At 61.0% G+C, this 22,024-nt stretch carries 24 protein-coding genes; 23 read left to right on the forward strand and 1 reads right to left on the reverse strand.

From position 1 onward, the window contains the following. Positions 1-8: 8 nt before the first annotated feature. The 17 genes from trpD (at position 9) to BM063_RS03710 (ending at position 16,566) form a co-directional block, all read left to right on the forward strand. Positions 9-1,034 (forward strand): anthranilate phosphoribosyltransferase, encoded by a 1,026-nt coding sequence (gene trpD, locus BM063_RS03615; RefSeq protein ID WP_092035947.1) that lies wholly within the window; start codon positions 9-11, stop codon positions 1,032-1,034. Next, the gene (gene trpC / locus BM063_RS03620) at positions 1,024-1,800 is read left to right on the forward strand and encodes an indole-3-glycerol phosphate synthase TrpC (protein WP_092035948.1); all 777 of its coding nucleotides are present in this window, start codon (positions 1,024-1,026) and stop codon (positions 1,798-1,800) included. The genes trpD and trpC overlap by 11 nt, the downstream gene beginning before the upstream one ends. Beyond that, positions 1,797-2,471 carry a phosphoribosylanthranilate isomerase gene (locus tag BM063_RS03625; protein ID WP_092035949.1) on the forward strand — a complete coding sequence of 225 codons (675 nt, stop codon included), beginning with the start codon at positions 1,797-1,799 and terminating at the stop codon, positions 2,469-2,471. The genes trpC and BM063_RS03625 overlap by 4 nt, the downstream gene beginning before the upstream one ends. Beyond that, positions 2,440-3,663: a tryptophan synthase subunit beta gene (gene trpB / locus BM063_RS03630; RefSeq protein WP_092035950.1), complete on the forward strand. Its 1,224-nt coding sequence runs from the start codon at positions 2,440-2,442 to the stop codon at positions 3,661-3,663. Before BM063_RS03625 ends, trpB begins: the two co-directional genes overlap by 32 nt. After that, positions 3,650-4,450 carry a tryptophan synthase subunit alpha gene (gene trpA, locus BM063_RS03635; RefSeq protein ID WP_092035951.1) on the forward strand — a complete coding sequence of 267 codons (801 nt, stop codon included), beginning with the start codon at positions 3,650-3,652 and terminating at the stop codon, positions 4,448-4,450. The genes trpB and trpA overlap by 14 nt, the downstream gene beginning before the upstream one ends. Positions 4,451-4,481: 31 nt before the next feature. Continuing rightward, positions 4,482-5,585: a histidinol-phosphate transaminase gene (gene hisC / locus BM063_RS03640; protein WP_092035952.1), complete on the forward strand. Its 1,104-nt coding sequence runs from the start codon at positions 4,482-4,484 to the stop codon at positions 5,583-5,585. Further along, positions 5,582-6,679: a prephenate dehydrogenase gene (locus tag BM063_RS03645; RefSeq protein ID WP_092035953.1), complete on the forward strand. Its 1,098-nt coding sequence runs from the start codon at positions 5,582-5,584 to the stop codon at positions 6,677-6,679. Before hisC ends, BM063_RS03645 begins: the two co-directional genes overlap by 4 nt. Positions 6,680-6,807: 128 nt before the next feature. Beyond that, positions 6,808-8,088, forward strand: a complete 1,281-nt coding sequence (aroA, locus tag BM063_RS03650; protein ID WP_092035954.1) for a 3-phosphoshikimate 1-carboxyvinyltransferase — start codon at positions 6,808-6,810, stop codon at positions 8,086-8,088. 220 nt (positions 8,089-8,308) lie between these two features. Then, on the forward strand, positions 8,309-8,824 hold the full coding sequence (locus tag BM063_RS03655) for a hypothetical protein (protein ID WP_092035955.1): 516 nt from the start codon (positions 8,309-8,311) through the stop codon (positions 8,822-8,824). Between the two features lie 1,367 nt (positions 8,825-10,191). Next, positions 10,192-11,322, forward strand: a complete 1,131-nt coding sequence (locus tag BM063_RS03670) for a hypothetical protein (protein ID WP_092035958.1) — start codon at positions 10,192-10,194, stop codon at positions 11,320-11,322. A gap of 92 nt (positions 11,323-11,414) precedes the next feature. Beyond that, positions 11,415-11,963, forward strand: coding sequence for a ReoY family proteolytic degradation factor (locus tag BM063_RS03675; protein ID WP_092036014.1), 549 nt, complete (start codon positions 11,415-11,417; stop codon positions 11,961-11,963). Positions 11,964-12,019: 56 nt separating this feature from the next. Next, positions 12,020-12,487, forward strand: coding sequence for a DUF2487 family protein (locus BM063_RS03680; RefSeq protein WP_092035959.1), 468 nt, complete (start codon positions 12,020-12,022; stop codon positions 12,485-12,487). 134 nt (positions 12,488-12,621) lie between these two features. After that, entirely contained in the window at positions 12,622-13,152 is a 531-nt protein-coding gene (locus BM063_RS03685; RefSeq protein ID WP_245752000.1) for a Rieske (2Fe-2S) protein, read from the forward strand. A gap of 4 nt (positions 13,153-13,156) precedes the next feature. Further along, the gene (gene qcrB / locus BM063_RS03690; protein WP_092035960.1) at positions 13,157-13,828 is read left to right on the forward strand and encodes a menaquinol-cytochrome c reductase cytochrome b subunit; all 672 of its coding nucleotides are present in this window, start codon (positions 13,157-13,159) and stop codon (positions 13,826-13,828) included. 26 nt (positions 13,829-13,854) lie between these two features. Beyond that, positions 13,855-14,640, forward strand: coding sequence for a menaquinol-cytochrome c reductase cytochrome b/c subunit (locus BM063_RS03695; protein WP_092035961.1), 786 nt, complete (start codon positions 13,855-13,857; stop codon positions 14,638-14,640). A gap of 57 nt (positions 14,641-14,697) precedes the next feature. Beyond that, positions 14,698-15,336 (forward strand): DUF1405 domain-containing protein, encoded by a 639-nt coding sequence (locus tag BM063_RS03700; protein WP_425439114.1) that lies wholly within the window; start codon positions 14,698-14,700, stop codon positions 15,334-15,336. 384 nt (positions 15,337-15,720) lie between these two features. Continuing rightward, positions 15,721-16,566 carry a sporulation protein YpjB gene (locus BM063_RS03710; protein WP_092035963.1) on the forward strand — a complete coding sequence of 282 codons (846 nt, stop codon included), beginning with the start codon at positions 15,721-15,723 and terminating at the stop codon, positions 16,564-16,566. Here the strand turns inward: BM063_RS03710 and BM063_RS03715 are convergent. Beyond that, positions 16,536-17,363: a YitT family protein gene (locus BM063_RS03715; RefSeq protein ID WP_092036020.1), complete on the reverse strand. Its 828-nt coding sequence runs from the start codon at positions 17,361-17,363 to the stop codon at positions 16,536-16,538. The two genes, BM063_RS03710 and BM063_RS03715, sit on opposite strands and share 31 nt — an antisense overlap. Positions 17,364-17,572: 209 nt before the next feature. Here BM063_RS03715 and BM063_RS03720 point away from each other — a divergent pair, with 209 nt between their 5' ends. From BM063_RS03720 to bshA, 6 genes are read left to right on the forward strand one after another with little or no spacing between them, the layout of a single operon-like run. Then, the gene (locus BM063_RS03720; protein WP_425439116.1) at positions 17,573-17,905 is read left to right on the forward strand and encodes a nucleotide pyrophosphohydrolase; all 333 of its coding nucleotides are present in this window, start codon (positions 17,573-17,575) and stop codon (positions 17,903-17,905) included. A 49-nt stretch (positions 17,906-17,954) separates the two neighbouring features. Further along, positions 17,955-18,758 carry a 4-hydroxy-tetrahydrodipicolinate reductase gene (gene dapB, locus BM063_RS03725; RefSeq protein WP_092035964.1) on the forward strand — a complete coding sequence of 268 codons (804 nt, stop codon included), beginning with the start codon at positions 17,955-17,957 and terminating at the stop codon, positions 18,756-18,758. 1 nt (position 18,759) lies between these two features. Further along, positions 18,760-19,800: a 1-aminocyclopropane-1-carboxylate deaminase/D-cysteine desulfhydrase gene (locus tag BM063_RS03730; protein WP_177198961.1), complete on the forward strand. Its 1,041-nt coding sequence runs from the start codon at positions 18,760-18,762 to the stop codon at positions 19,798-19,800. Next, positions 19,760-20,176: a methylglyoxal synthase gene (locus BM063_RS03735; protein WP_092035966.1), complete on the forward strand. Its 417-nt coding sequence runs from the start codon at positions 19,760-19,762 to the stop codon at positions 20,174-20,176. The genes BM063_RS03730 and BM063_RS03735 overlap by 41 nt, the downstream gene beginning before the upstream one ends. Then, complete coding sequence (gene bshB1, locus BM063_RS03740) at positions 20,173-20,886, forward strand: bacillithiol biosynthesis deacetylase BshB1 (RefSeq protein ID WP_092035967.1); 714 nt, start codon at positions 20,173-20,175, stop codon at positions 20,884-20,886. The genes BM063_RS03735 and bshB1 overlap by 4 nt, the downstream gene beginning before the upstream one ends. Continuing rightward, positions 20,883-22,022, forward strand: a complete 1,140-nt coding sequence (gene bshA / locus BM063_RS03745; RefSeq protein ID WP_092035968.1) for an N-acetyl-alpha-D-glucosaminyl L-malate synthase BshA — start codon at positions 20,883-20,885, stop codon at positions 22,020-22,022. Before bshB1 ends, bshA begins: the two co-directional genes overlap by 4 nt. Positions 22,023-22,024 lie beyond the last annotated feature (2 nt).

Here is a 22,024-nt window from a genome sequence, read left to right on the forward strand (position 1 = left end):
AGAGGCGGATGATCCGGGAATGCTTGTCCAAGTTGGTGCAGGGGGAAAGCCTGACGAGGGAAGAGGCGCGTCAGCTGATGATCCGGATGATGGAAGGGAAGCTTTCCCCTTCGCAGATGGGCGGGGTGCTGACGGCCCTGCGCATGAAGGGGGAAACGGCGGAGGAATTGACGGGATTGGCGGAAGGGATGCGGAGCAAAGCCGCCTCCGTATACCCGCGGGTTCCCGGGGCGGTGGACACCTGCGGCACCGGCGGCGACGGAGGGAAAACCTTCAACATTTCCACCGGGGCGGCGATTGTGGCCGCGGCGGCGGGCATTCCCGTCGCCAAGCACGGAAACCGGGCGGTATCCGGCAGGAGCGGAAGCGCGGATGTGCTGGAGGCCCTCGGCATCCGCATCCAGATGTCGCCGAAGGAAGCGGAAAAGGCGCTGGACCGTCTGGGAATCTGTTTCATGTTTGCCCCGCTGTTTCATCCCGCGATGAAGCAGGTGATGCCGACCCGCAAGGAGCTGGGATTCCGCACCTGTTTCAATCTGCTGGGGCCCTTGGTGAACCCCGCGGGCGTCAAGAGGCAACTGATGGGCGTGTTTGATCCGGCCCTCACGGAAACGGTGGCCCGCGTCCTGTTGACGCTCGGCGCCGAACGGGCCTTGGTGGTGGCCGGCCTGGACGGAATCGATGAGATCTCCATCAGCGCGCCGACGCGAATCAGCGAGGTGAAGGACGGGCAGATCAGAACCTACACGGTGATCCCGGAGGATTTGGGGGTTCATCCGGCCCCGCAGGAGGCGGTGTCCGGCGGCGATGCCCGGACCAACGCGCGGATCCTGCGGGAGGTATTCCGGGGAGAAAAGGGGCCTTGCCGGGATGTCGTTCTGGTCAACGCCGGAGCCGTCCTGTATGTGGCCGGCCGGGCGAAGAGCATTGCCGAGGGGGTCCGGAAGGCCGCCGATGCGGTGGACAGCGGTAGGGCGTCCGAAAAACTGGAGACCATGATCCGGTATTCACGGGAGGTCAGCCATGTTTCTTGAGAAAATCGTCGCGGAGAAGCGCAGGGAAATCGAGGAGCTGAAACATCTCCTCCCCGAGGGGAGCGGGGAGTCCGGGATGAAGACGCTCTCCCTGTCGGAGGCGATTCAAGCCCGCCGGGACGGACCGGCCCTGATCGCCGAGGTGAAGCCGGCTTCCCCCTCCAGGGGGGTCATCCGAAAACAGGTGGATCCCGTGGAGATGGCGACCGCTTATCAGCGGGGCGGAGCGAGCGCCGTTTCCGTCCTGACGGACCGGCGCTTTTTCGGAGGGGAAGGCGCTTTCCTCCAAAGGGTGAAAAAAGCGGTGTCCCTTCCCGTCTTGCGCAAGGATTTCATCCTGGATCCGCTCCAGGTGAAGGAAAGCCGGATGCTGGGAGCAGACGCCATTTTGCTGATCGCCGCCCTGCTGGATCGCGAGCAATTGAGGCGCTTGAGCGAAGCCGCCCACCGCCTCGGCCTCGAGGTGCTGGTGGAGATTCACCGGGAGGAGGAGATCGAACGGGCTTTGGCGTGCGAGCCGGATGTGATCGGAATCAACAACCGGGATCTGGTCACTTTCCAAACCGATCTCGGCACCACGGAGCGGCTCAGGCCGCTGCTTCCGGACACGATTCCGGTAATCGGGGAAAGCGGCGTCACCTCCCCCGAAGATGTGCGGCGAATGGCCCGGGCGGGGGTGGACGGCGTGTTGGTGGGCGAGTTCCTCATGCGGCAGGAGAATCCGGAAAGCGCCGTGCGCGCGTTGATCGGGGGTGGGGCAGCTTGAGACGAACCTTTGTGAAGATTTGCGGGCTTCGGACGACGTCGGACATGGAGGCCCTCCAGGGCGTCGATCTGGACGCCGCCGGATTCATTCTGGTTCCCGGGCGGCGGCGATTTGTGCCGCCGGAACAGCTGAAGGTTCTCCTCCGGATGCTTCCGCCGGGTGCCATGGCCGTGGGCGTGATGATGAATCCGACACGGGATGAAGTGATGGACTGGTTTTTCCGAGCCGATCTGGACGCGGTGCAGCTGCACGGGGAAGAATCCCCCGAGTTTTGCCGGTGGGTCAAAAAGACCCTGTCGGTGCAAGTGATCAAGGCGTTCACCCCGGATGAAGCGGCGGAAAAAGGGACCGCGGAAGCCTACGCCCCCTGGGTGGACAGTGTCTTGCTGGATTCCGCCTCCGGCGGGCAAAAGGGGGGGACCGGCATCCGCTTTTCCTGGGAACGGATCGTCGAGATCAGGAAAAAGTGGCACGCGGCCAAGCGTCCGGTTTGGGTGGCCGGCGGACTCAATCCCGAAAACGTGGGGGAGCTTGTGGCGCGTTTTGCTCCGGACGGAGTCGACGTGTCCAGCGGAGTGGAGACGGACGGATGCAAGGACCGGGAAAAGGTCCGTTCCTTTGTGGAGAGGGTGAGAATATATGATCAAAAACCAGTTTGCAACCCAAACTAAGCGTTTTTCCTCCCATTTCGGCCCCTACGGGGGCCGCTACGTCCCGGAAACATTGATGAACGCCCTCTTTGAACTGGAAAAGGGGTTTTGCGAAGCGGTGGAAGACCCCCGGTTTCTCAGAAGGCTCAAGGAGCTGAGGGAGGAATATTCCGGACGGCCCACGCCCCTTACCTTTGCCGAAGGATTGACGCGCAAGGTCGGAGGCGCCCGGATTTACCTGAAGCGGGAGGATTTGAACCACACCGGCGCCCACAAGATCAACAACACCCTGGGGCAGGCGCTTTTGGCCCTCAGGATGGGGAAGAAGCGCCTGGTGGCCGAAACCGGCGCGGGTCAGCACGGAGTGGCTTCCGCCACGGTGGCGGCTCTGCTGGGAATGGAGTGCGTCGTGTTCATGGGGGAGGAGGATGTTCAAAGGCAGAAGTTGAACGTCTTCCGGATGAAGTTGTTGGGGGCGGAGGTCGTGCCCGTCCGTTCGGGGACGCGCACTCTCAAGGATGCCACCAATGAGGCGATCCGTCATTGGGTCACCCACGTGGAGGACACCTTTTACATGTTGGGGTCGGCGGTGGGCCCCCATCCCTATCCGCAGATGGTCCGGTATTTTCAGCGGGTGATCGGGGATGAGGCGCGGAAGCAGATCCTCGAAAAGGAGAAGCGTCTGCCGGACCATGTGGTGGCCTGTGTCGGCGGGGGCAGCAACGCGATCGGCATGTTTGCCGCCTTTTTGGAAGACCGGGAAGTCCAGCTGCACGGTGTGGAAGCGGCGGGGAAAGGCCTGTCCACGGGGAAACACGCGGCGACGCTGTGCAAGGGAAGGCCCGGTGTGCTGCACGGCTCCTACAGTTATCTCCTGCAGGACGAACACGGACAAGTGCTTCCGGCCCATTCGATCTCCGCAGGATTGGATTACCCCGGGGTGGGTCCCGAACATTCCCATCTGAAGGACACGGGACGGGTCCGGTACACGGCGGTGACGGACGGGGAAGCGCTGGAGGCGGTTCGCCTGCTGTGCCGGACGGAGGGCATTTTGCCGGCGCTGGAGTCGGCTCACGCCGTCGCGGAAGCGGTGAAAATCGCCAAAGCGGCCGGAAGGGACCGGATCGTTCTGATCTGTTTGTCCGGCCGGGGAGACAAGGACGTGGAGACGATGGCGGCGCATATGGGAGGGTCGGCGGATGGAGCGGATTAGGGAAGCGTTTCAAAGGAGCCGGGCTCCCCGGCTGATCCCCTTTATCATGGCGGGGGATCCCGACATGGAAACGACGGTGTCCCTGCTGCGGCTGCTGGATCAAGAGGGAGCGACGGCGGTGGAAGTGGGGTTTCCCTTTTCGGATCCGCTGGCCGACGGTCCGGTGATCCAGCAGGCGGCCTGGCGGGCCCTGGGCCAGGGAGTGACACTGCACCGCTTGTGGGAGATGGTCTCCATCGCCCGGGAGCGGGGAGTACAGGTGCCGCTGATCTTGTTTTCCTATTACAACCCGCTGCTTTCCTACGGCCTTCGCCCGCTGGTCACCGATGCCAAGCGGGCGGGATTCAACGGCCTCATCGTTCCCGACCTGCCCGTGGAAGAGAGCGAGGGACTGCGCGAACTGTGCGACCAGGCGGGACTGGCCCTGATTCCGCTGGTGGCTCCCACTTCCCGGGAGCGGATCGGGAAAATCGCGTCCCGGGCCAGGGGGTTCGTCTATTGCGTTTCGTCCCTGGGGACGACGGGGCGGAGGGAACGCTTTTCCCATGGGGTGGAGCGCTTCCTTCAGGAAGTACGGAGCCGCTCTCCGGTTCCCATCGTGGTGGGGTTCGGCATCTCCCGGGGGGAGCATGTCCGCCACTTTTCCCGGTTTGCCGACGGTGTGGTGGTCGGAAGCGCCCTTGTCGAACAAATTGCTTCCGTTTCGGAGAAGCTGCGGCGTGAGGAAGATCGGCCGCAGGCCCTGGAGGATATCCGGAGGTTTGTCAGGAGGCTGAAAACGGAGTAAGATAAAGAGAAAAACAGCGGGGAGGAACCATATGAAACCGAAGGCAGCCATTCGCGGCTTGCCGGTCTATGAGCCGGGCAAGCCCTTGGAAGAAGTGAAGCGGGAGCTGGGGCTCGATGACGTGATCAAGCTGGCTTCCAACGAGAACCCCTTTGGGTGCTCTCCAAAGGTGAAAGAACGCCTTGCATCCGAATTTTCCTCGCTTCCCCTCTATCCGGAGGGAACGGCCCCGGAACTGCGCCGGGCGCTTTCGGAGCGGCTCAAGGTGGATCCCGAGGGGATCATCCTCGGAAACGGTTCGGATGAGATCATTCAAATGGTTTCCCGAGCTTATCTCGAAACGGGCGATGAAGCGGTGATGGCGGACAAGACCTTTCCCCGGTACAAGACCCAGACGTTGATCGAAGGGGCCAAACCGGTGGAGGTTCCCCTGCGGGAGGGGGTGCATGATCTTTCCGGAATGCTGCGGCGGGTGACGGACAGGACCAAGATCCTGTGGATCTGCAATCCCAACAACCCGACGGGAACCATTGTCGATGCGCCGTCCCTCACCGGATTCCTGGAGGAACTTCCCGATCACGTGTTGGTGGTGATCGACGAAGCCTACGCCGAATATGTGACGGATCCCGCCTATCCCGATTCGGTTCGGCTCCTGGAGAAACATCCGAGGCTGATCGTTCTCCGGACCTTTTCTAAAATCCACGGGCTGGCTTCGCTCCGGATCGGCTACGGGCTGGCCCACCCCGACATCGTGCGGGAACTGAACCGGGTGCGGGAGCCCTTCAACGTGAACCGTCTGGCGCAACGGGCGGCGCTCGCCGCCCTGGAGGACGAAGCCTTCGTCCGAACATGCCGGGAACAAAACCGGCGGGGGATCGAGCAGATCTTACGCCGGCTTGAGGAGTGGAATCTGTTTTATTATCCCCCTCACGGGAATTTCATTCTGCTGGACACGGGCCGTCCCGCGGATGAAGCCTTTGAATTTCTGCTGAAACGAGGGGTGATCGTTCGTTCCGGAAAGGCTTTGGGTTATCCCACCTTCATCCGGGTGACGGTGGGAACGCCGGAACAGAACCGGCGCTTTTTGGATGCGCTCGGGGAGTTTGTGGCGGAAAAGGAAGCGGATCGGCCATGAAGGCGGCGGTGCTGGGAGTCGGCCTGATCGGCGGTTCGCTGGCTCTCTGCCTGAAAGAGCGGACGAATTGCCGCGTCTTTGGTTATGACCATTCCCAGGAAACCCTGGACTGGGCCGTCGCCGCCGGTGTCATCGACGAAGGAAGCCGCCGGCTGGAAGAGGCGGTGAAGGATGCGGAGTTCATTTTTTTGGCGGTCCCCGTGGGAACGATTCCCGAACTTTTGTCCCGCCTGGAACGGCAACCCCTTTCTCCCGGGTGCATCATCTCGGACGTGGGCAGCACCAAAGGAAAATTGGTCCGTTGGTTCGAGGAATTTCGAAAGCGGGGAGTGACATACATCGGCGGACACCCGATGGCAGGCTCCCACCGTTCCGGTGTGGAGGCCGCCCATTCCTTGCTGTTTGAAAACGCCTATTACATTTTGACTCCCTCGCCGGAGACGCCGCTTTCTGAAGTGCAAAAATTGAGCAGTCTTCTCCAGCAAGCGACAAAGGCCAAAATGGTGATCATGGATCCCCATCACCACGACCGGCTGGTGGGGGCGATCAGCCATCTGCCCCACATCATCGCCGCCGGTTTGGTCAATCAGGTGGGGCGTTACAACGAGGAAAACGAATGGTTTCACCGCCTGGCCGCGGGGGGATTCCGGGACTTGACCCGGATCGCCGCCAGCCATCCCGTCATGTGGCGGGACATTCTGATGAGCAACCGCGGGGAACTGCTCAGGCTGATGGAGGATTGGCTGTCGGTGATGGAGGAGGTGCGGGACGCCATCGAGCGGGGAGATGCGGAGGAGATCGAAAATTTTTTCCGCCGGGCGCGATTCCTTCGACAACAGCTCCCCGAACGGAAAAAGGACATGTTGCTCCCCTCCTTCGAGTGTTACGTGGATGTGCCGGACCAACCCGGCGTGATCGGCTGGGTGGCCATGTTGCTCGGGAACGAGGGCATCAACCTGAGCAACATCGGCATCATGGAGAACCGGGAGGATGCCGCCGGCGTGCTCCGGCTCGTGTTCCAAAAGGAAGAGGATTTGAAACGGGCGATCCGCATTCTGAGCGATGCGGGCTATCGGGTGTTTTCGTTTGATTGAAAATCGGCCCGGGGCTCCGGGCTTTCGGCATGGCGGAAATCCCGCGGCTTGATGTGATTTGCGCGATTTAACCCTGCTTTACCGGCGGACGCTTTTCAACAAGGGAAGACGGAAAGGAAAGGGTGCAGATGCTGAAAATCGGCAAAGGAAAAGCCTTCGACAAGGTGCTTCAGGTTCCGGGGGACAAGTCGATTTCCCACCGGGCGGTGATGTTCGGGGCCATCGCCGAAGGGACGACCCGGATCGAAAATTTTTTGCCCGGGGAGGATTGCCTCCATACCATCGAATGTTTTCGGCGCTTGGGCGTGAAGATCGATCGGGAGGGTCCCACCACCCTGACCGTTCACGGCCGAGGATGGCAGGGGCTGCGGGAACCGGACCAATGCCTCGATGTGGGCAATTCCGGCACGACGATCCGGCTGCTGCTGGGCATTCTGGCCGGCAGCCCCTTCTTTTCCATCGTCCACGGGGACGCATCGATTGCCCGCCGGCCGATGGACCGGGTGGTGGAACCCCTGCGCCGGATGGGGGCGCGGATCGACGGCCGGGACGGCGGAAGATTTGCTCCCCTCGCGGTACGCGGTGGAGAACTGAGAGGAATTGAACACCACAGCCCTGTGGCGAGCGCCCAGGTGAAATCCTGTCTCCTGCTCGCAGGACTTCGGGCGGAAGGGTGGACCCGGGTGCGGGAGCCCCACCCATCCCGGGACCATTCCGAACGGATGCTGACGGCCTTTGGGGCGAAGCTTTCCCTGGAGGAAGGAACGATATCCGTCCGGGGAGGCCAAGGCCTTTCCGGCCGACACGTCCGGGTGCCGGGGGACATCTCCTCGGCGGCCTTTCTTTTCGCCGCCGCGCTGCTGGTTCCCGGCAGCCGGGTGACGGTCCGGGACGTGGGAATCAATCCCACCCGAACAGGCATTCTTGATGTGTTCCGATCCATGGGGGCGGAGGTGACCGTCACCCCGAAGGACCAATGGTGCGGGGAGCCGGTGGGAGATGTCACCGTGACCGGCGGACCGCTACGGGGCGTCGAAGTGGGCGGTTCATTGATTCCCCGCCTGATCGACGAGATTCCCGTGCTGGCGGTGGTGGCCACCCGGGCGGAGGGAAGAACGGTGATCCGCGACGCCGCCGAGCTGAAGGTGAAGGAAAGCAACCGGATCGCCACGGTGGCGGAGGAACTTCGCAAATTGGGGGCGCGGGTGGAAGAGACGCCGGACGGGATGGTGATCGAAGGCCCCACTCCTCTGCGGGGAGGCCTGCTGGACAGCCACGGCGACCATCGGATCGGAATGGCCATGGCCGTCGCCGGACTGGCCGCCGACGGGGGTGTGGGCGTGAACGGGGAGGAAGCCATCGCCGTTTCCTTTCCCAATTTCGCGGCGATCCTCAAGGAATTGGAATGAATATATAAAGGAATATTCGCGAAAAACAGTCAGAGGGAATCCATCTGAAAATTGAGAATTACCTGTTGACACGCTGTCCGGGCCCTTGTATAATGAAACTACAGTATGGTTTCTCTCCACTCCTATCCATATCGTGCACGTTCTGTGCATCCGCCTGCTCGACGGGCGGTTCTTTTTTTTGCGGAAGGGACATACCCTGTCAGAAGAGGGAGGGGGGAACATGAAGGGAAGGATCCGGCCGCTGATGGCGGAGATGGCATTTGTCCTGGTTTCCGTCGCTTTGCTCAAGGAATGGCTGTTTCCCCTTTTCATCGGATACTGGTTCACCGATGCGGAGCTTGCGGCGGCGCAACTGGAGCGGACGGCGATTCTCACCGGAACGGTCACCGCGATCATTTATGCGGGGCTGGGTTCGTCGGCCAAATACGGCCACGGCCTTTCCTACACCCGGTCCCTGGGAGCCTTTGCGGCGGTGCATGCGCCGGTGCTGCTCAGCTGGATCCCCGCGCTGGATTCCCTTTCCCTCCTTCGCTTCATCCGCCTCACCTGGGAAGGACTGCTGGGGGATGCGCTGGGCCTTTTTCGTCTCGTGAATCCCGATGCCCTGCCCGTTGCGACGCTTCTCCTGGCGCTGCTGCTGTACACGGCGGGGCGGGGGCTTCGAATCGAGGACCAAAAGCGGCGGGAAGAACCGGACAGGCGCCGCGTTCGAATTCCTTACCGCCACCGGGGTTGACGGCAACGTCCTGTCTTGCGCTTTACCACCGCTGGCGGAGGCCAAAGGCAGCAAAAGCATGCATATAGCCGCCGATCGGCGGGGCGGCCGTCGCCCGGGGATCCAGCCGGCTGATCGTCGGAGACATCTTTCGGAGGGAACGCGAAGGCCGGAGGATCACAGCCGACGGATTGATCCGGGCAAGCTGAAGGACCCGAAAAGCGCGGCCGGCCTTGCGGGAGCCCTGCGAGGCCGGCGACCTGCCGCCGATGCGCCGGAAGAAGGGGCGGCGTAAGGAGTTCGTGCCGGCGGCCATGGCCGGACAAGGCGGGAAGTGCGGCCGGCAATTGATCTTTCCCCCCGGACGGCCAAACGGCGGGATGCAAAGGGGGAAGCGCGCCGGAAAAGCCGTTTCGATTCCGGAAGGGCCTAAGGCATGATGGACGGTTTCGTTTCAGCGGCGCTCGGCGTGCGCTTGTTGCGCGGGCGCGGCCTAAGGACGGCGCGCCGAAAACAGCCATCGAAGGGCATCAGGGACGCTTGCGGCCGCCGAAGATGGATGGGCCGCCCCGGATGCATGGGCCGGAACGGAGTCCGAACGGATTGCCTCCAAGGAGTATGTGGACAGAGAGCGGTTGCGCGTTTTCCAAGGAAAAACTGATCGGCCGGGGAGATGAATGGAGCTTCCGCCCTTTCTTTGCGGAGTTCATGCATCATCCCGGGAACAGGATGTTTCTTCGGGGATGGCGGGTGGGATCAGCGGAGGCCGGATTCCGCCGCACCCAAATCAACAGGCAGATCCCCTCCGAATCGGGGCTGAAACCCGTTCGGCACTTATGGCCAAACAGGTCACCGTGATTTCGCCGCTTTTGCATTGAAGGGCGCGCGGGATGTTTAAAGAACGTTGCTCTTTACGGAAAGTCGTCCCCATTTTCCGGGAATGAAGGGGCCGGTCCATGGACGATTCCCGCGCGCGGGCGGACGACAAAGATTCCAACGGTGACGGCCGCTTGGGATCGCTGGGAAAGGAAAGCTAAGCCACGCAGCCGGCCTAAACCCAGACGGGGAATCAAACAGGCCGGTTTTTTGGTGTCCGGAAAAGCCCTCTTTTTCAGCGGAAGGGGGCTCACATGGGGATGCAGCGCCCGAACCTTAGACCATTGAAACGCCTGTTTGAGATGAGGGGTGTGGGCGTCGCACCGACCGCCGGACGCCGCATTTTTGAAATCCGGCGGAAAAGCGATTGGTTCCGTGATATCCGATCATGGGAATACTCCTTTTCCCGGGATTGAAAAAACGGCCTCCGAAAGGCACGGACCGAGCAAGTCATATTTTCCCTGTTTTTGTACACGCTAACAAAAAACGATGCGGAAACGGGGAGATGCGCGGTGAACATCGCCGAGCTGTTGACCTACACGGACATCGATCAGCTGAACCGCATCCGGAGAACCTACGGCTTTGAAGGAAGCGTTCATTCCAAGAACGAATTGATCCGAACACTCCTTTTCCACCTCGGTGGAAGGCGGGAACTGTCGGAACAGATCCGAAGCTGCGATGCGGTCCAGAACCGCTTTTTGCAATTGGTTTTTTTTGACTTGCGGGATGTATTCAGCATGGAGGAGCTCCTCGGGAAGGCGAAGGCCGCCTTCGGAAAGGAAGAGGGGGATTTGCGCAGCCTGATCCTTTGGCTCCTGAAGCGGGGATGGCTCTTTCCGGGGGTGACTCCGCGCACGCGCCATCTGTACCAGGTGCCCGGGGATTTGAAGGAGAAGATCAACCGCCTGTTTGCGGAAGAATATTTGGAGGATGCGGTCGAGGAACCGGTGGTCTACCGCGATGAACAGGGCATGCTGGCGCGGGATCTCCACCGCTTCCTGTCCTTTGTGATGCACAACGACGTTCCGCTCACGGCGGAGGGAGCCATTTATCGCCAGCACCAGCGGAAACTGTTTAAATCCTTCATCGTGCCGGAAAAACCGGTCGACAAGAAAGGATGGCGGTTCGGCTTCGGACGCAGGTATCACCTGTATCCCGACCGGTTTTCCCTGATCTATGATTATGCCTATTATCAGGGCTACATCACCGAAGAAGAGACGGGATGGATCCGTTTAACGGAGAAGGGAGCGGGGAAAATATTAAATGACGAAACGGAGTCCAGCCAAGAGATTTACCGCTTTTGGCTGCGCCTTTACCGAAAGCCTGTTCCCCATCTTCCGGTCGTGGTCCGTTGGATCGATCTCCTCGCGCGGGGAAGGTGGACCTCGGTCGGGGTGATTTCAAAGGCTGTCGCCGATTGGATCGAATCCTATTATTACGAGACGGAAGAAACCCTTCTGCGGCGCATTTTGAAAATGATGATGCATCTCGGAGTCGTCCGGATGGGGGAAGGAGCGGACGGGAAGGAGCTGGTGTCCGTCACCGAGGAGGGACATGCGCTGATCACCGGCGTTTCGGGCTTTTCCGAAGAGGGGTTGGACGACCGCTTTTCAAATCCTTTATTTGGAAAACGACTGGTGTAAGGAGGAAATTCTGCCTGCCGTGTGGAATGAATAAAAATACCGGCATCCGGCGGAAAATCGCTGAATATTCAATCGTCGAAGGGAGGATCGCGATGGGCGATGTAAGCATATCCGACAAGAAGGATTTCATCCAGTGGTTTTTAAACCGCTACGAACTGCGGAAGCGGGAGTCGGCCTGGCTGCTCAGTTACCTCTCCTCCGACGATGAATTGCTCAAACGCGTTCATTTTGTTGAAAACTTAAGAAATTTGCCAAAAACGATCATGATGTCAACGCGCTGCGTCCGAATGACTTCCTTCAAATTCACCAAGCACAACCGGGTGAGCACGGACGTCGAGACGGCGTTTTACGATATTCGTTCCTGTCCCCATGAAGACATCTATATCGGCCTGTACTTCAAGGACCGTTCAACTTGTCCGGAATACGCCGCAGTATTGGAGGTTAATCCCATGGAGAGACAAGATCTTGTTCAAGACACTCTGTTGGGGCTGTTGGCGGAGATCGTCCTCGACCGGGCGATCAGGGACTTTCGTGAACGCGAGTTGTACCGGCAGATCGATCAGGCCTTGGCGGAAGGGGACGAAGCGAAATTTTTACAATTAACCGAAGAATGGCGGAACCTGGTGGAACAAAAGAAGTGATTTGGGGTATAATGCTCGGAAAAGGCCGGGCATTTTTTTTGTGAAAGGTGTTTTCGATGCGATTGACTGAGATGCGTCAAGATGAATGGACAAAGGTTGCCCCGTATGTCGACACGCTCTGCCTTCCGGTTTACCGCACCGCTTTTTCGGAGAAGCGGATCCGCCTGGAGGAGAGGAGAGTCGTCGAAGCGGTGGCGGACCGGGTGGAGAGGGCGCTTACGGGACGATTGCTCCTGTTGCCCGCGATCGCTTACGAAGGGGGGGACCGGGAAGCCTTCCGCGCCTATCTGGGCAATGTCTTGGCGGAATTGGCCCGTTCGGCCTTTCATCATCTCGTGATCGTCGTGCCGGAGGATCTGGCGGAAGCGGCCGAGGCCCGCGGAAAGATCGCGGTTCATCCGCTTCCTTCCCGAAATGAGGCGACGGAGGAGGAGATCGAGGAGTGGGCCGAGGCGCTGCGGGAGCGGATTGTCCGCCTGTGGCAGGGGGCGGATGATGAAAACGCCTCCGACGAGGAAAGCTAAGAGAGATCCGTTTTCGCCCTTTCGACGCTTTTCTTGACATGCGGTGAGACGGTTGGCTATCATGGATATGTCCTAGCGCTGATGGTTCCGGTCCGGTGGACGTTTAACCCGTATAGAGGGAGGTCGGATGCGTCGTGAGTGAAGAGGAGAAAGAGCGGCGAAAGCAGGGGATCTCCCGCCGTAAATTCCTCACTTACACCTTGGGGGGAACGGGCGGATTTCTCGCTTCGGTGATGCTCTACCCCATGGTTCGCTTTGCCGTCGATCCCGTGACGAAGGGCGGGGCGGAGGCGGAATTTGTCGACGTCGGTCCCGTCGACGAATTCAACGAAACCTACAAGTCCGTCCAGTTCTCCGTCAAGCAGGAGGACGGTTGGTACACCCCCAAAGAGGGGACGAAGCTGACCGCCTGGGTGCGGAAAAACCCCGACGGGAAAATCATCGCCCTCTCTCCCGTCTGCAAGCATCTGGGATGCACGGTGACGTGGGAGGGCAATCCCCAGTTCAAGAACGAGTTTTTCTGTCCGTGCCACTTCGGTCGGTACGACGAAAACGGGGTGAACATTCCCGGTTCTCCGCCTACGGCTCCCCTGGACATGTACGAGACGAAGGTGGAGAACGGAAGGCTCCTCCTGGGCAAGATCGTGCCGCGAACGGGGGTGTAATGGGATGCTGCGAAAGATCTACGATTGGTTGGACCACCGGTTGGACATCACGCCGATGTGGCGGGGTTTGGCCGACCACGAGGTGCCCGAGCACGTCAACCCGGCCCACTATTTTTCCGCGTTCATTTATTGTTTCGGCGGTCTGACCTTTTTCATCGTGGTGATTCAGATTTTGTCCGGGATGTTTTTGACCATGTACTACGTTCCGGACATCGTTCACGCCCACGCCAGCGTGAAATACCTGCAGAACGAAGTGGCCTTCGGCCAAATCGTCCGGGGGATGCACCACTGGGGCGCCAGCGTGGCGATCGTCATGCTGTTCCTCCACACCCTGCGCGTCTTCTTCACCGGTGCCTACAAACACCCCCGGGAGTTCAACTGGGTGATCGGCATCCTGCTCTTTTTTGTGATGTTGGGGCTCGGCTTCACCGGTTACCTGCTGCCGTGGGACAACAAGGCGTACTTCGCCACCAAGGTTGGGGTTGAAATCGCGGCGTCCGTTCCGGTCATCGGTCCGTACATCGCCTCTTTCCTACTGGGAGGGGATATCGTCGGAGCGCGGACGTTGGCCCGATTCTTTGCCCTCCACGTGTTCTTCCTCCCGGCACTCTTGTTGGGGCTGTTAGGAGTTCACTTCTTCCTGATCCGGAGACAGGGCATCTCCGGGCCGCTATAAGGCGAACGCGTTAGGGGGGAGATCGCTTGGCACAGGATAATGGAAACAACAAGGAAATTATCTATGTCGGGGATTCGAAGGTTCGCGCCAACGGACCCAAGCCGGCTCCGAAGGATTATTCCGAGTTTCCCGGCAGGACGGAGCCGTTTTTCCCCAACTTCCTGCTGAAAGAGTGGATGGTGGCTGTCGTCGTTCTCGTCGGATTCATGACGCTGGTGATGGCGGAAGAGCCGCCCCTTGAAAAGATGGCCGATCCGAACGACACCAGCTACATTCCCGTTCCCGACTGGTACTTCCTGTTTTTGTACCAGCTGCTCAAGTTCAAGTGGGCTTCGGGGCCCTTCGTGGTGATCGGCACGGTGGTGATTCCGGGGATCGCCCTGACCGCCCTCCTTTTGGCCCCTTGGCTGGACCGGAGCAAGGAACGGCGTCCTCTCAAGCGGCCGGTTGCCACGGGCTTGATGCTGCTGACGCTTGTGGCCATGGTGATCCTTACCTGGGAAGCCGTGGACGAGCACGAGAAACAGATGGCATCCGCCCCCTCGGGTGGCGGGGATGGCGGCGGTGAAATCGTCGCCGCCGACGATCCCGCCTATACGGAGATCTACAAAAATCAATCCTGCGCCCAATGTCACGGCGAAAACCTGGAAGGGGTGAACGGACCGTCCCTCCTCGGTGTCGGGAAGAAATTGAAGGCCGAGGACATCATCCAGATCATCGACAACGGCCGGGGAGCGATGCCCCCCGGAACCTTCCAGGGAACGGACGAGGAAAAGAAAAAGCTGGCCGAATGGCTGGCCAAGCAGAAATAACCGCTCATCGCCCGGGCCGCTCGGCCCGGGCCTTTTTGTCTGAAGGGGGATGGCCGATTGATTTCGCTGCGCGGGCTCTTGATGGGCAACCTGGATCGTCCCTGGATGTTGTGGTCGCTCTTTGCGGTCAACCTGCTCGGGTCCATCTACGGGTTTTACTGGTACAAGGAGCAACTGGCGGCGACCGCAAGCTGGCTCAATCTGTTCGTTCCGGACAGTCCCACGGCCAGCAGCGCCTTCACCCTGGTGCTTCTGCTGTACGCTCTCCGGAGGAGAAGCCCCCTCATCGAGGCCTTTGCCGCCGTCACGCTGTTCAAGTACGGCGTTTGGGCGGTGGCCGTCATTCTCCTGGGGGGGATGGCGGCGCCCGTACCCTTTCCGGATTCCCTGCGCTGGACGGACTGGATGCTGATGGCCTCCCACACGGGGATGGCGGTGGAGGCGATCCTGTACAGCCGCTTTTTCACTTATCAGCAGCGTCACTTGATGCTGGTCGGGGCATGGACCCTGCTGAACGACGGGATGGACTATCTCTTGGACATCCACCCCTGGCTTCCGGCATCCATCAGCCATCTGGACGGGGTCATCGGACTGTTCACCCTGGGGCTTTCCCTCGTCAGCCTGCTCCTGTTTGCCCTGCTGGGGCTCTCTCCCCGAAAAGAGCGGAAATGGGAGTATCGACCGATCGGAATATGAGCTTTGAAAGACGCCTTGCGGGAGGGATTACCGCAACATGCGGGCCCTCCCGTTTTTCCATGTCCGCCTGAGGCGGGAAGCCGCAGCACTCCGGAAGAAGCCCGGAAAAATCCCGGTGAGTGGTGCAAGGAAGCTTCGCCGGAAGGGTGCGGAAATTTGCGCCGCCGGGGGCCGGAAGCCGCATCTGTCCCTCGCCTTAAGCGGGGTTGTTTCATCCTCTCCGGTGAGCGCGGGGTAGGCTTTTGGGCGGCCCTTTCTTTTTTCGGGCCCGGAATCCGATGTCTGCGGACGTCTAAAATCCCTTTCATACCCGGGACATGCACCCCATATGATGATAAAAGAAAGATCCTTTGCGGATCAGATCGCGAAAGGGAGACGGAAATTGTGTACAAGCCCAGGATATTGCGATGGATGGCCATCGTTGTGATCGGCGCCTTCGTCCTTTCTTCCGCGGCGGGGAACGCGGATCGGGCCGAAGCGGAGGCGTGGGCGAAACAGGCGGAAGAGATCCATCGGCTGGTAAAGGAGAAAAAATGGGCGGAGGCCCGGAAACCGCTGGCCGAGTTGGCGGCCGGCTTTTCCCGGGCGGATTTTTCCGATGAAGAGGTGTCCACCGAGGCGATCCATGCCCTGGCCGAATGCCTGCTCGACCTGGAGGGGAAGCTGAATCAGATCCGGCCCGAACAGGACGTGCTCCTCACTTCGGCGATCCGCCTCCGCTTGGCCTTCGACGCCCTTTCCCACCCGAACCAGCCGCTGTGGCAGGAACGTTACCCGGAAATGGTGCGGAACATCCGGCAATTGGAGCGGGCGGTGCAATCGGGAAGCCGGGAAGAGGTGCGGGAGGCGGTCGATAAGCTGTTCGGCGAGTACCAGTTGATCCGCCCCGCCCTCGCGGTGTCCAAATCGCCCCAGACGACGGCCAAGGTGGATTCGGTGATCGCCTTTATCCGCAGCAGGTCCGACGGCGCCCCGCTGGATCGCCGGGAGATTGCGGAAGGGGTGAAGCGGCTTGAGAAGATGATGGAACCGCTCTTTTACGGAACGGAGGAAGAGGTGATCGCCTTGGCCCGGCGGACCCATCCGCCGGAGGTTCTCCCGCTTCTGTGGGTGGGGGGAGTGATCGCCGCGGTGCTCGCCTATGTGGGGTGGAGAATGTATCGGGCGGAACAGGCGGCGGCGAAGGATGGAAGGGAGCGTCAGGCCTTTTCGGACGATTCCTTTTCGTAGGTAAACCCTTCCCCCAACACATCCCGCACATCGTGCACGGTCACGAAGGCATAGGGGTCCACCGAATGCACCAGCTGTTTCAGGCGGGGAAGTTCCGGACGGCTGAGGACGACGAAGAGAACCTCCTTCTCGGTCCCGGTGTATCCTCCCTTTCCTTTCAAGAGGGTCACCCCCCGGTTCATCTCGCGGGTGATCCGCTCGGAGATGGCCACGGCGGAGTTGGAGATGATGGTGACGCCCTTGGCGGCGTTCAGGCCCTCCACGACGAAATCGACCACCCGGGCGCCGACGAACACGGCCACCAGCGTGTACATCGCCTTTTCCCTGCCGATGTGGAAGGCGGACAGGGTGATGACGACAAAGTCGAAGATCATGAAGGTGCGTCCTATGCTCCAGTCCAAATATTTTTGGGCCAAGCGGGCGAGGATGTCCACTCCTCCGGTGGTGCCGCCGGTGCGGAAGATCAGGCCGAGGCCGACGCCCACCAGCACGCCGGTGTAGAGGGAGGCAAGCAGCAGGTCACCGGGCAGGGGATCGCCCCATCCTTCGGTGAGCCACAAAAAAAAGGAGACGGCGTTGGTGCCGATGATGGTGTAGATCAGCGTCTGTTTGCCGAACACCTTGTAACCGATAAAATACAGGGGGATGTTCAGCGCGAAGATCACCAGCCCGGGGGAGAGGCCGAACAGGTAGTGGGCGAGCAGGGCGATCCCGGTAAACCCGCCCTCCCCCAGCTTGTTGGGCACCGCAAAATAGTTGATGCCCAGGGAGAAGATGAAGGCCCCCACGAGGATCATCAGGATGTTTTTCGCGTGTTTCTTGATCTGCTTCTTCAACGCAATCGCCTCCGAGCATTCCAATGGAAGAAACGGCCGGCATGTCCGGCCGTTTCTGATTTCAATCCCGCTTTATTATACATACCCCCGGAGGCCGAGGCAATACGGAAGGGTTTGTTTTCGGGGGACAATTGAGTTACCATGAAGGAGAAATCGGAGGGATGCAGCAGATGGACGGGAAAACCCTGAGACAGTTGCAGCAGGAAGTGGATGCGTACATCGGCCAATTCCGCGAGGGGTATTTCCGGCCCCTCTCCATGCTGGCGCGGATGGCCGAGGAAGTGGGCGAGCTGGCCCGCGAAGTGAATCACCGTTACGGGGAAAAACCGAAAAAGCCCGGGGAGGCCGAGGGAGATATCGCATTGGAGCTGGCGGACATCCTGTTCATCGTGATCTGTTTCGCCAATTCCATGGGCATCGACCTCGAAGAGGCCTTCGATCGGGTGATGCACAAATACAATACCCGGGACGCCGACCGTTGGACCCGGGTGAACAAAGAGTAAGCGGAAGGGAGGGGAGCGTTTCGGCGCCGGCTGCCGAAACGCGCAGGCCGTGAAACCGATCAGGGTCGCCGTTGCGGGGGCAAGCGGCCGGATGGGCCGGGAAGTGGTCAGGATGTTGGTTCGGGAGGAGGCCTTTGAATTTGTCCGGGGCATTTCCCGCTCGCAGGCGGGAAAAGATGTCGGGGAAGTGATCGGCCTCGGTCCCTTGGGAGTCACTTTTTCCGATTCCCTGGAGACGGCGCTTCTGGAGGACCGGCCGGACGTGCTGGTGGATTTCACCGTTCCCGCGGTCGTCAAGCGCCATGTGGAGATCGCCCTGGAGATGGGGGTTCGCCCGGTGGTGGGGACCACCGGCCTGACGGAGGAGGAGATCGCGGAACTCGCCCGCTTGAGCGAAGAGCGCCGGGTGGGGGCGGTGATCGCGCCGAACTTCGCCATCGGCGCGGTGCTCATGATGATGTTCGCCGCCCGGGCCGCCAAATACTTTCCCCACGTGGAAATCATCGAGATGCATCACGACCGGAAACTGGACGCTCCTTCGGGGACGTCCCTCAAAACGGCGGAGATGATCGCCCGAAACCGGCCCGAGATCCGTCAGGGCCATCCCGAAGAAAAGGAAACCCTGGAGGGAGCCCGGGGCGGATACCGGCACGGGTTCCGCATTCACAGCATCCGGCTGCCGGGGATGGTGGCCCACCAGGAAGTGATCTTCGGGGGGCCGGGACAGACGCTGACGCTGCGCCACGATTCGATTCACCGGGAATCGTTCATGCCGGGGGTCAAGCTGGCCATCCAGAAAGTGATGGATCTGGACCGCCTGGTCTACGGCTTGGAACATCTCCTGGAGGAGTAAGGTGAGAAGCGTGAAGCCATTATCCCGCGTTTCGCTGTTGTGGGGGGAGACGCCGGTCCACCCCCTCCCCCGGTTTGCGGAGGCGGTCGGGCTCAAGAGTTGCTGGATCAAACGGGACGATTTGACGGGAATCGCCTTCGGCGGCAACAAGCTGCGCAAATTGGAATACCTGCTCGGGGACGCCCTGTCCAAGGGATGCGACCTGCTCATCACCGGCGGGAGCCCCCAATCGAATCACGCCCGGCTGACCGCGGCGGTGGCGCGGAAGGCGGGCATGGACGCATGGCTCTGTTTTTCCGGAAAAGATCCGGGGGAAGTGCAGGGCAATTTGCTGCTCGACAAGCTTTTCGGGGCCACCATCCACATGACGGGCCGGTACGGCTCGGAGGCCCTGCTGTCCGCGATGGAGGAGCTGGCGCGGGAAGCGGAGAAACAGGGGCGAAAGCCCTACGTGATTCCCGTGGGCGGTTCCACCCCGATCGGCGACTACGGATACACGCGGGCTTGGGAGGAGTGGCGCCGCCAGGCGGACCGGCTGGGTCTTTCGCCGGTCGACTACCTCGTGGTTCCCGTGGGAACGGGCGGCACGCTGGCGGGCCTGGCCGTGGGCAAGCGGCTCTCGCCGGCGCCGGTTCGGCTTGTCGGGTTCAGCGTGTGGCTGAAGGCGTCGGAGGCGCGGGCGGAAACCCTGCGCCTGGAGCGGTCTTTGCTTTCGACTTTGGGGGTCGGCGGCGGGGAAGAGGGCGATTACCTTGTTCTCGACGAGTATGCCGGGCCCAAGTACGGCGTTCCGTCCCGGGAGGGGATGGAGGCGATCCGCCTTTTGGCCAGGACGGAAGGGATTCTGGTCGATCCCGTGTACACGGCCAAGGCCCTGGCGGGGGTGATCGATCTGGCCCGCCGGGGGGAATGGAGGGGCAAACGGGTCCTCTTTTGGCACACCGGCGGCACGCCGGCCCTCTTCACCCATGCCAAAACCCTTGCGGACGGGGGGAAGGAAAATGAACATCGCTCTGATCGCCCACGATCGGAAAAAGGATGAAATGGTTCGCTTCGCCATCGCCTACAAACACCTGCTGAAAAATCACCGCCTCTATGCCACGGGAACCACGGGAAAGCGGATCGCCGAAGCGACCGGGCTGCCGGTGCACCGTTTTTTGTCGGGCCCGCTGGGGGGCGATCAGCAGATCGGGGCCAAGGTGGCGGAAAATGAAATGGACTGCATTATTTTTTTGCGGGATCCTTTAACCGCCCAGCCCCATGAACCGGACATCCTCGCCCTTTTGCGCCTGGCCGACGTGCACCAGATTCCCCTGGCCACCAATCTCGCCACGGCGGAAGTGCTGATCCGCTCAATCGAACAGGGGGATTTCGGCTGGAGGGAAGTCGTCCGAAGCGAAAGGAGGCGAGAGGAGTGACGTCGCTGAAAAAGGCCTCCCCGGTGGCGATCCTCGCCTTCGGGGCGCATCCCGATGACGTGGAGATCGGAGCGGGGGGAATCCTGGCCAAACATGCGAAGGCCGGCCGCCAAGCGGTCATCTGCGATTTGACGGAGGCGGAACTTTCCTCCAACGGCACGGTGGAGACCCGTCGGGAGGAAGCCCGCAGAGCGGCCGAAATCCTGGGAATCGCGGACCGGATCAACCTGGGCTTTCCCGACCGGGGGCTGGGCGGCCGGGAACAGATCAGACAGATGGCCCGGGTGATCCGACGCCTCAGGCCCCGGGTGGTGCTGGCCCCTTATCCGAGGGACCGCCATCCGGACCATGTCGCCGCCGGACAGATGGTGAAGGAAGCCGTCTTCGACGCGGGCATCCGCAAACTGGACGTGGGGGAGGATGCGCCCGCCCACCGGGTGGAGCGGCTGTACTACTATTTCATCAACGACGCCGACCGGCCGCATCTGCTCATCGACATCAGCGAGGTCTACGAGCAGAAGGAAGCGGCCCTCCTGGCCTACCGGAGCCAGTTTCTCCGGAAGGAGGGGGAAGTGGACACCCCCCTCAACCAGCCCCGGTACCTGGAAATGGTGAAGGGACGCGCGCGGCTTTGGGGGCAACAGATCGGCGCGGACTACGCGGAAGGGCTCGCATCGGAATATCCGCCTTCCGTGGGATGGCTCGTATGAGAAGAAAAGAACGGCTGCACATCGGCATCACCTGCTATCCGACCCACGGGGGGTCCGGCGTGATCGCCACGGAGCTGGGCAAGTGGATGGCCGAGAGGGGACACGAAGTTCATTTCATCACCTACGACATGCCTTTCCGCCTTGGGCGGTTTGACCGGAACATCTTTTATCACGGGGTGGAAGCCAACCAATATGCGGTCTTCAAATACCCGCCCTACGACCTGGCGCTGGCCAGCCGGATGGCCCAGGTGGCCAAGGTGCACCATTTGGATCTGCTTCATGTGCACTACGCGGTTCCCCACGCCCTCTGCGCCTACCTGGCCAAACAGATGGTCGGGCCCGAACTGAAGGTGGTGACCACGCTGCACGGGACGGACATCACCGTGCTGGGAGAGGACTCCACCCTTCGGGACATCATCTGTTTCGGCATTCGCGAAAGCGATGCGGTGACCGCCGTCTCCAGGGACTTGGTCAAACAGACCCGGGAGTTGTTCCGGATCGAACGCCAGATCGATCTCGTCCACAATTTCGTCGATTGCCGGGTCTACTATCCCCGGGAGGTCTCCGGTTGGCGCCGGGAGATTGCTCTCCCCGGCGAAAAAATTTTGCTTCACATCTCCAATTTCCGGCCCGTCAAACGGGTGGAGGACGTGATTCGCATCTTTGACCGGGTCCTGAAGCAGGTGCCCGCCCGCCTCCTGATGATCGGAGAGGGCCCGGAATGGTCGCGGGCGGTGCAGCTCGTGCAGGAGCTCAATATTGAATCCCATGTGGAGTTTCTGGGGAAAAAAGACGAAGTGGCCCACTGGATTTCCCTGGCCGATCTCCTGCTCCTCCCCTCGGAGAAAGAGAGCTTTGGCTTGGTGGCCCTGGAGGCGATGGCCTGCGGCGTCCCCACGGTCGGATCAAAGACCGGCGGGCTGCCGGAGGTGGTTATCCACGGGGAGACGGGCTATCTGGCCGAGGTGGGCGATGTGGAGGCCATGGCGCGCTATGCGGTCCGGTTGCTGACCGATCCGGACCTCCACCGGAGGTTTTCGGAAAACGGCATCGCCCGCGCCCGGGAGTTTTTCTGCGTGGATCGGGTCGCGGAGCAGTATGAGGCCATCTATCGCCGCGTGCTCGGGGAGGGATGAGG

This window comes from Planifilum fulgidum (assembly GCF_900113175.1).
GTDB classification, from domain to species: Bacteria; Bacillota; Bacilli; order Thermoactinomycetales; family DSM-44946; genus Planifilum; species Planifilum fulgidum.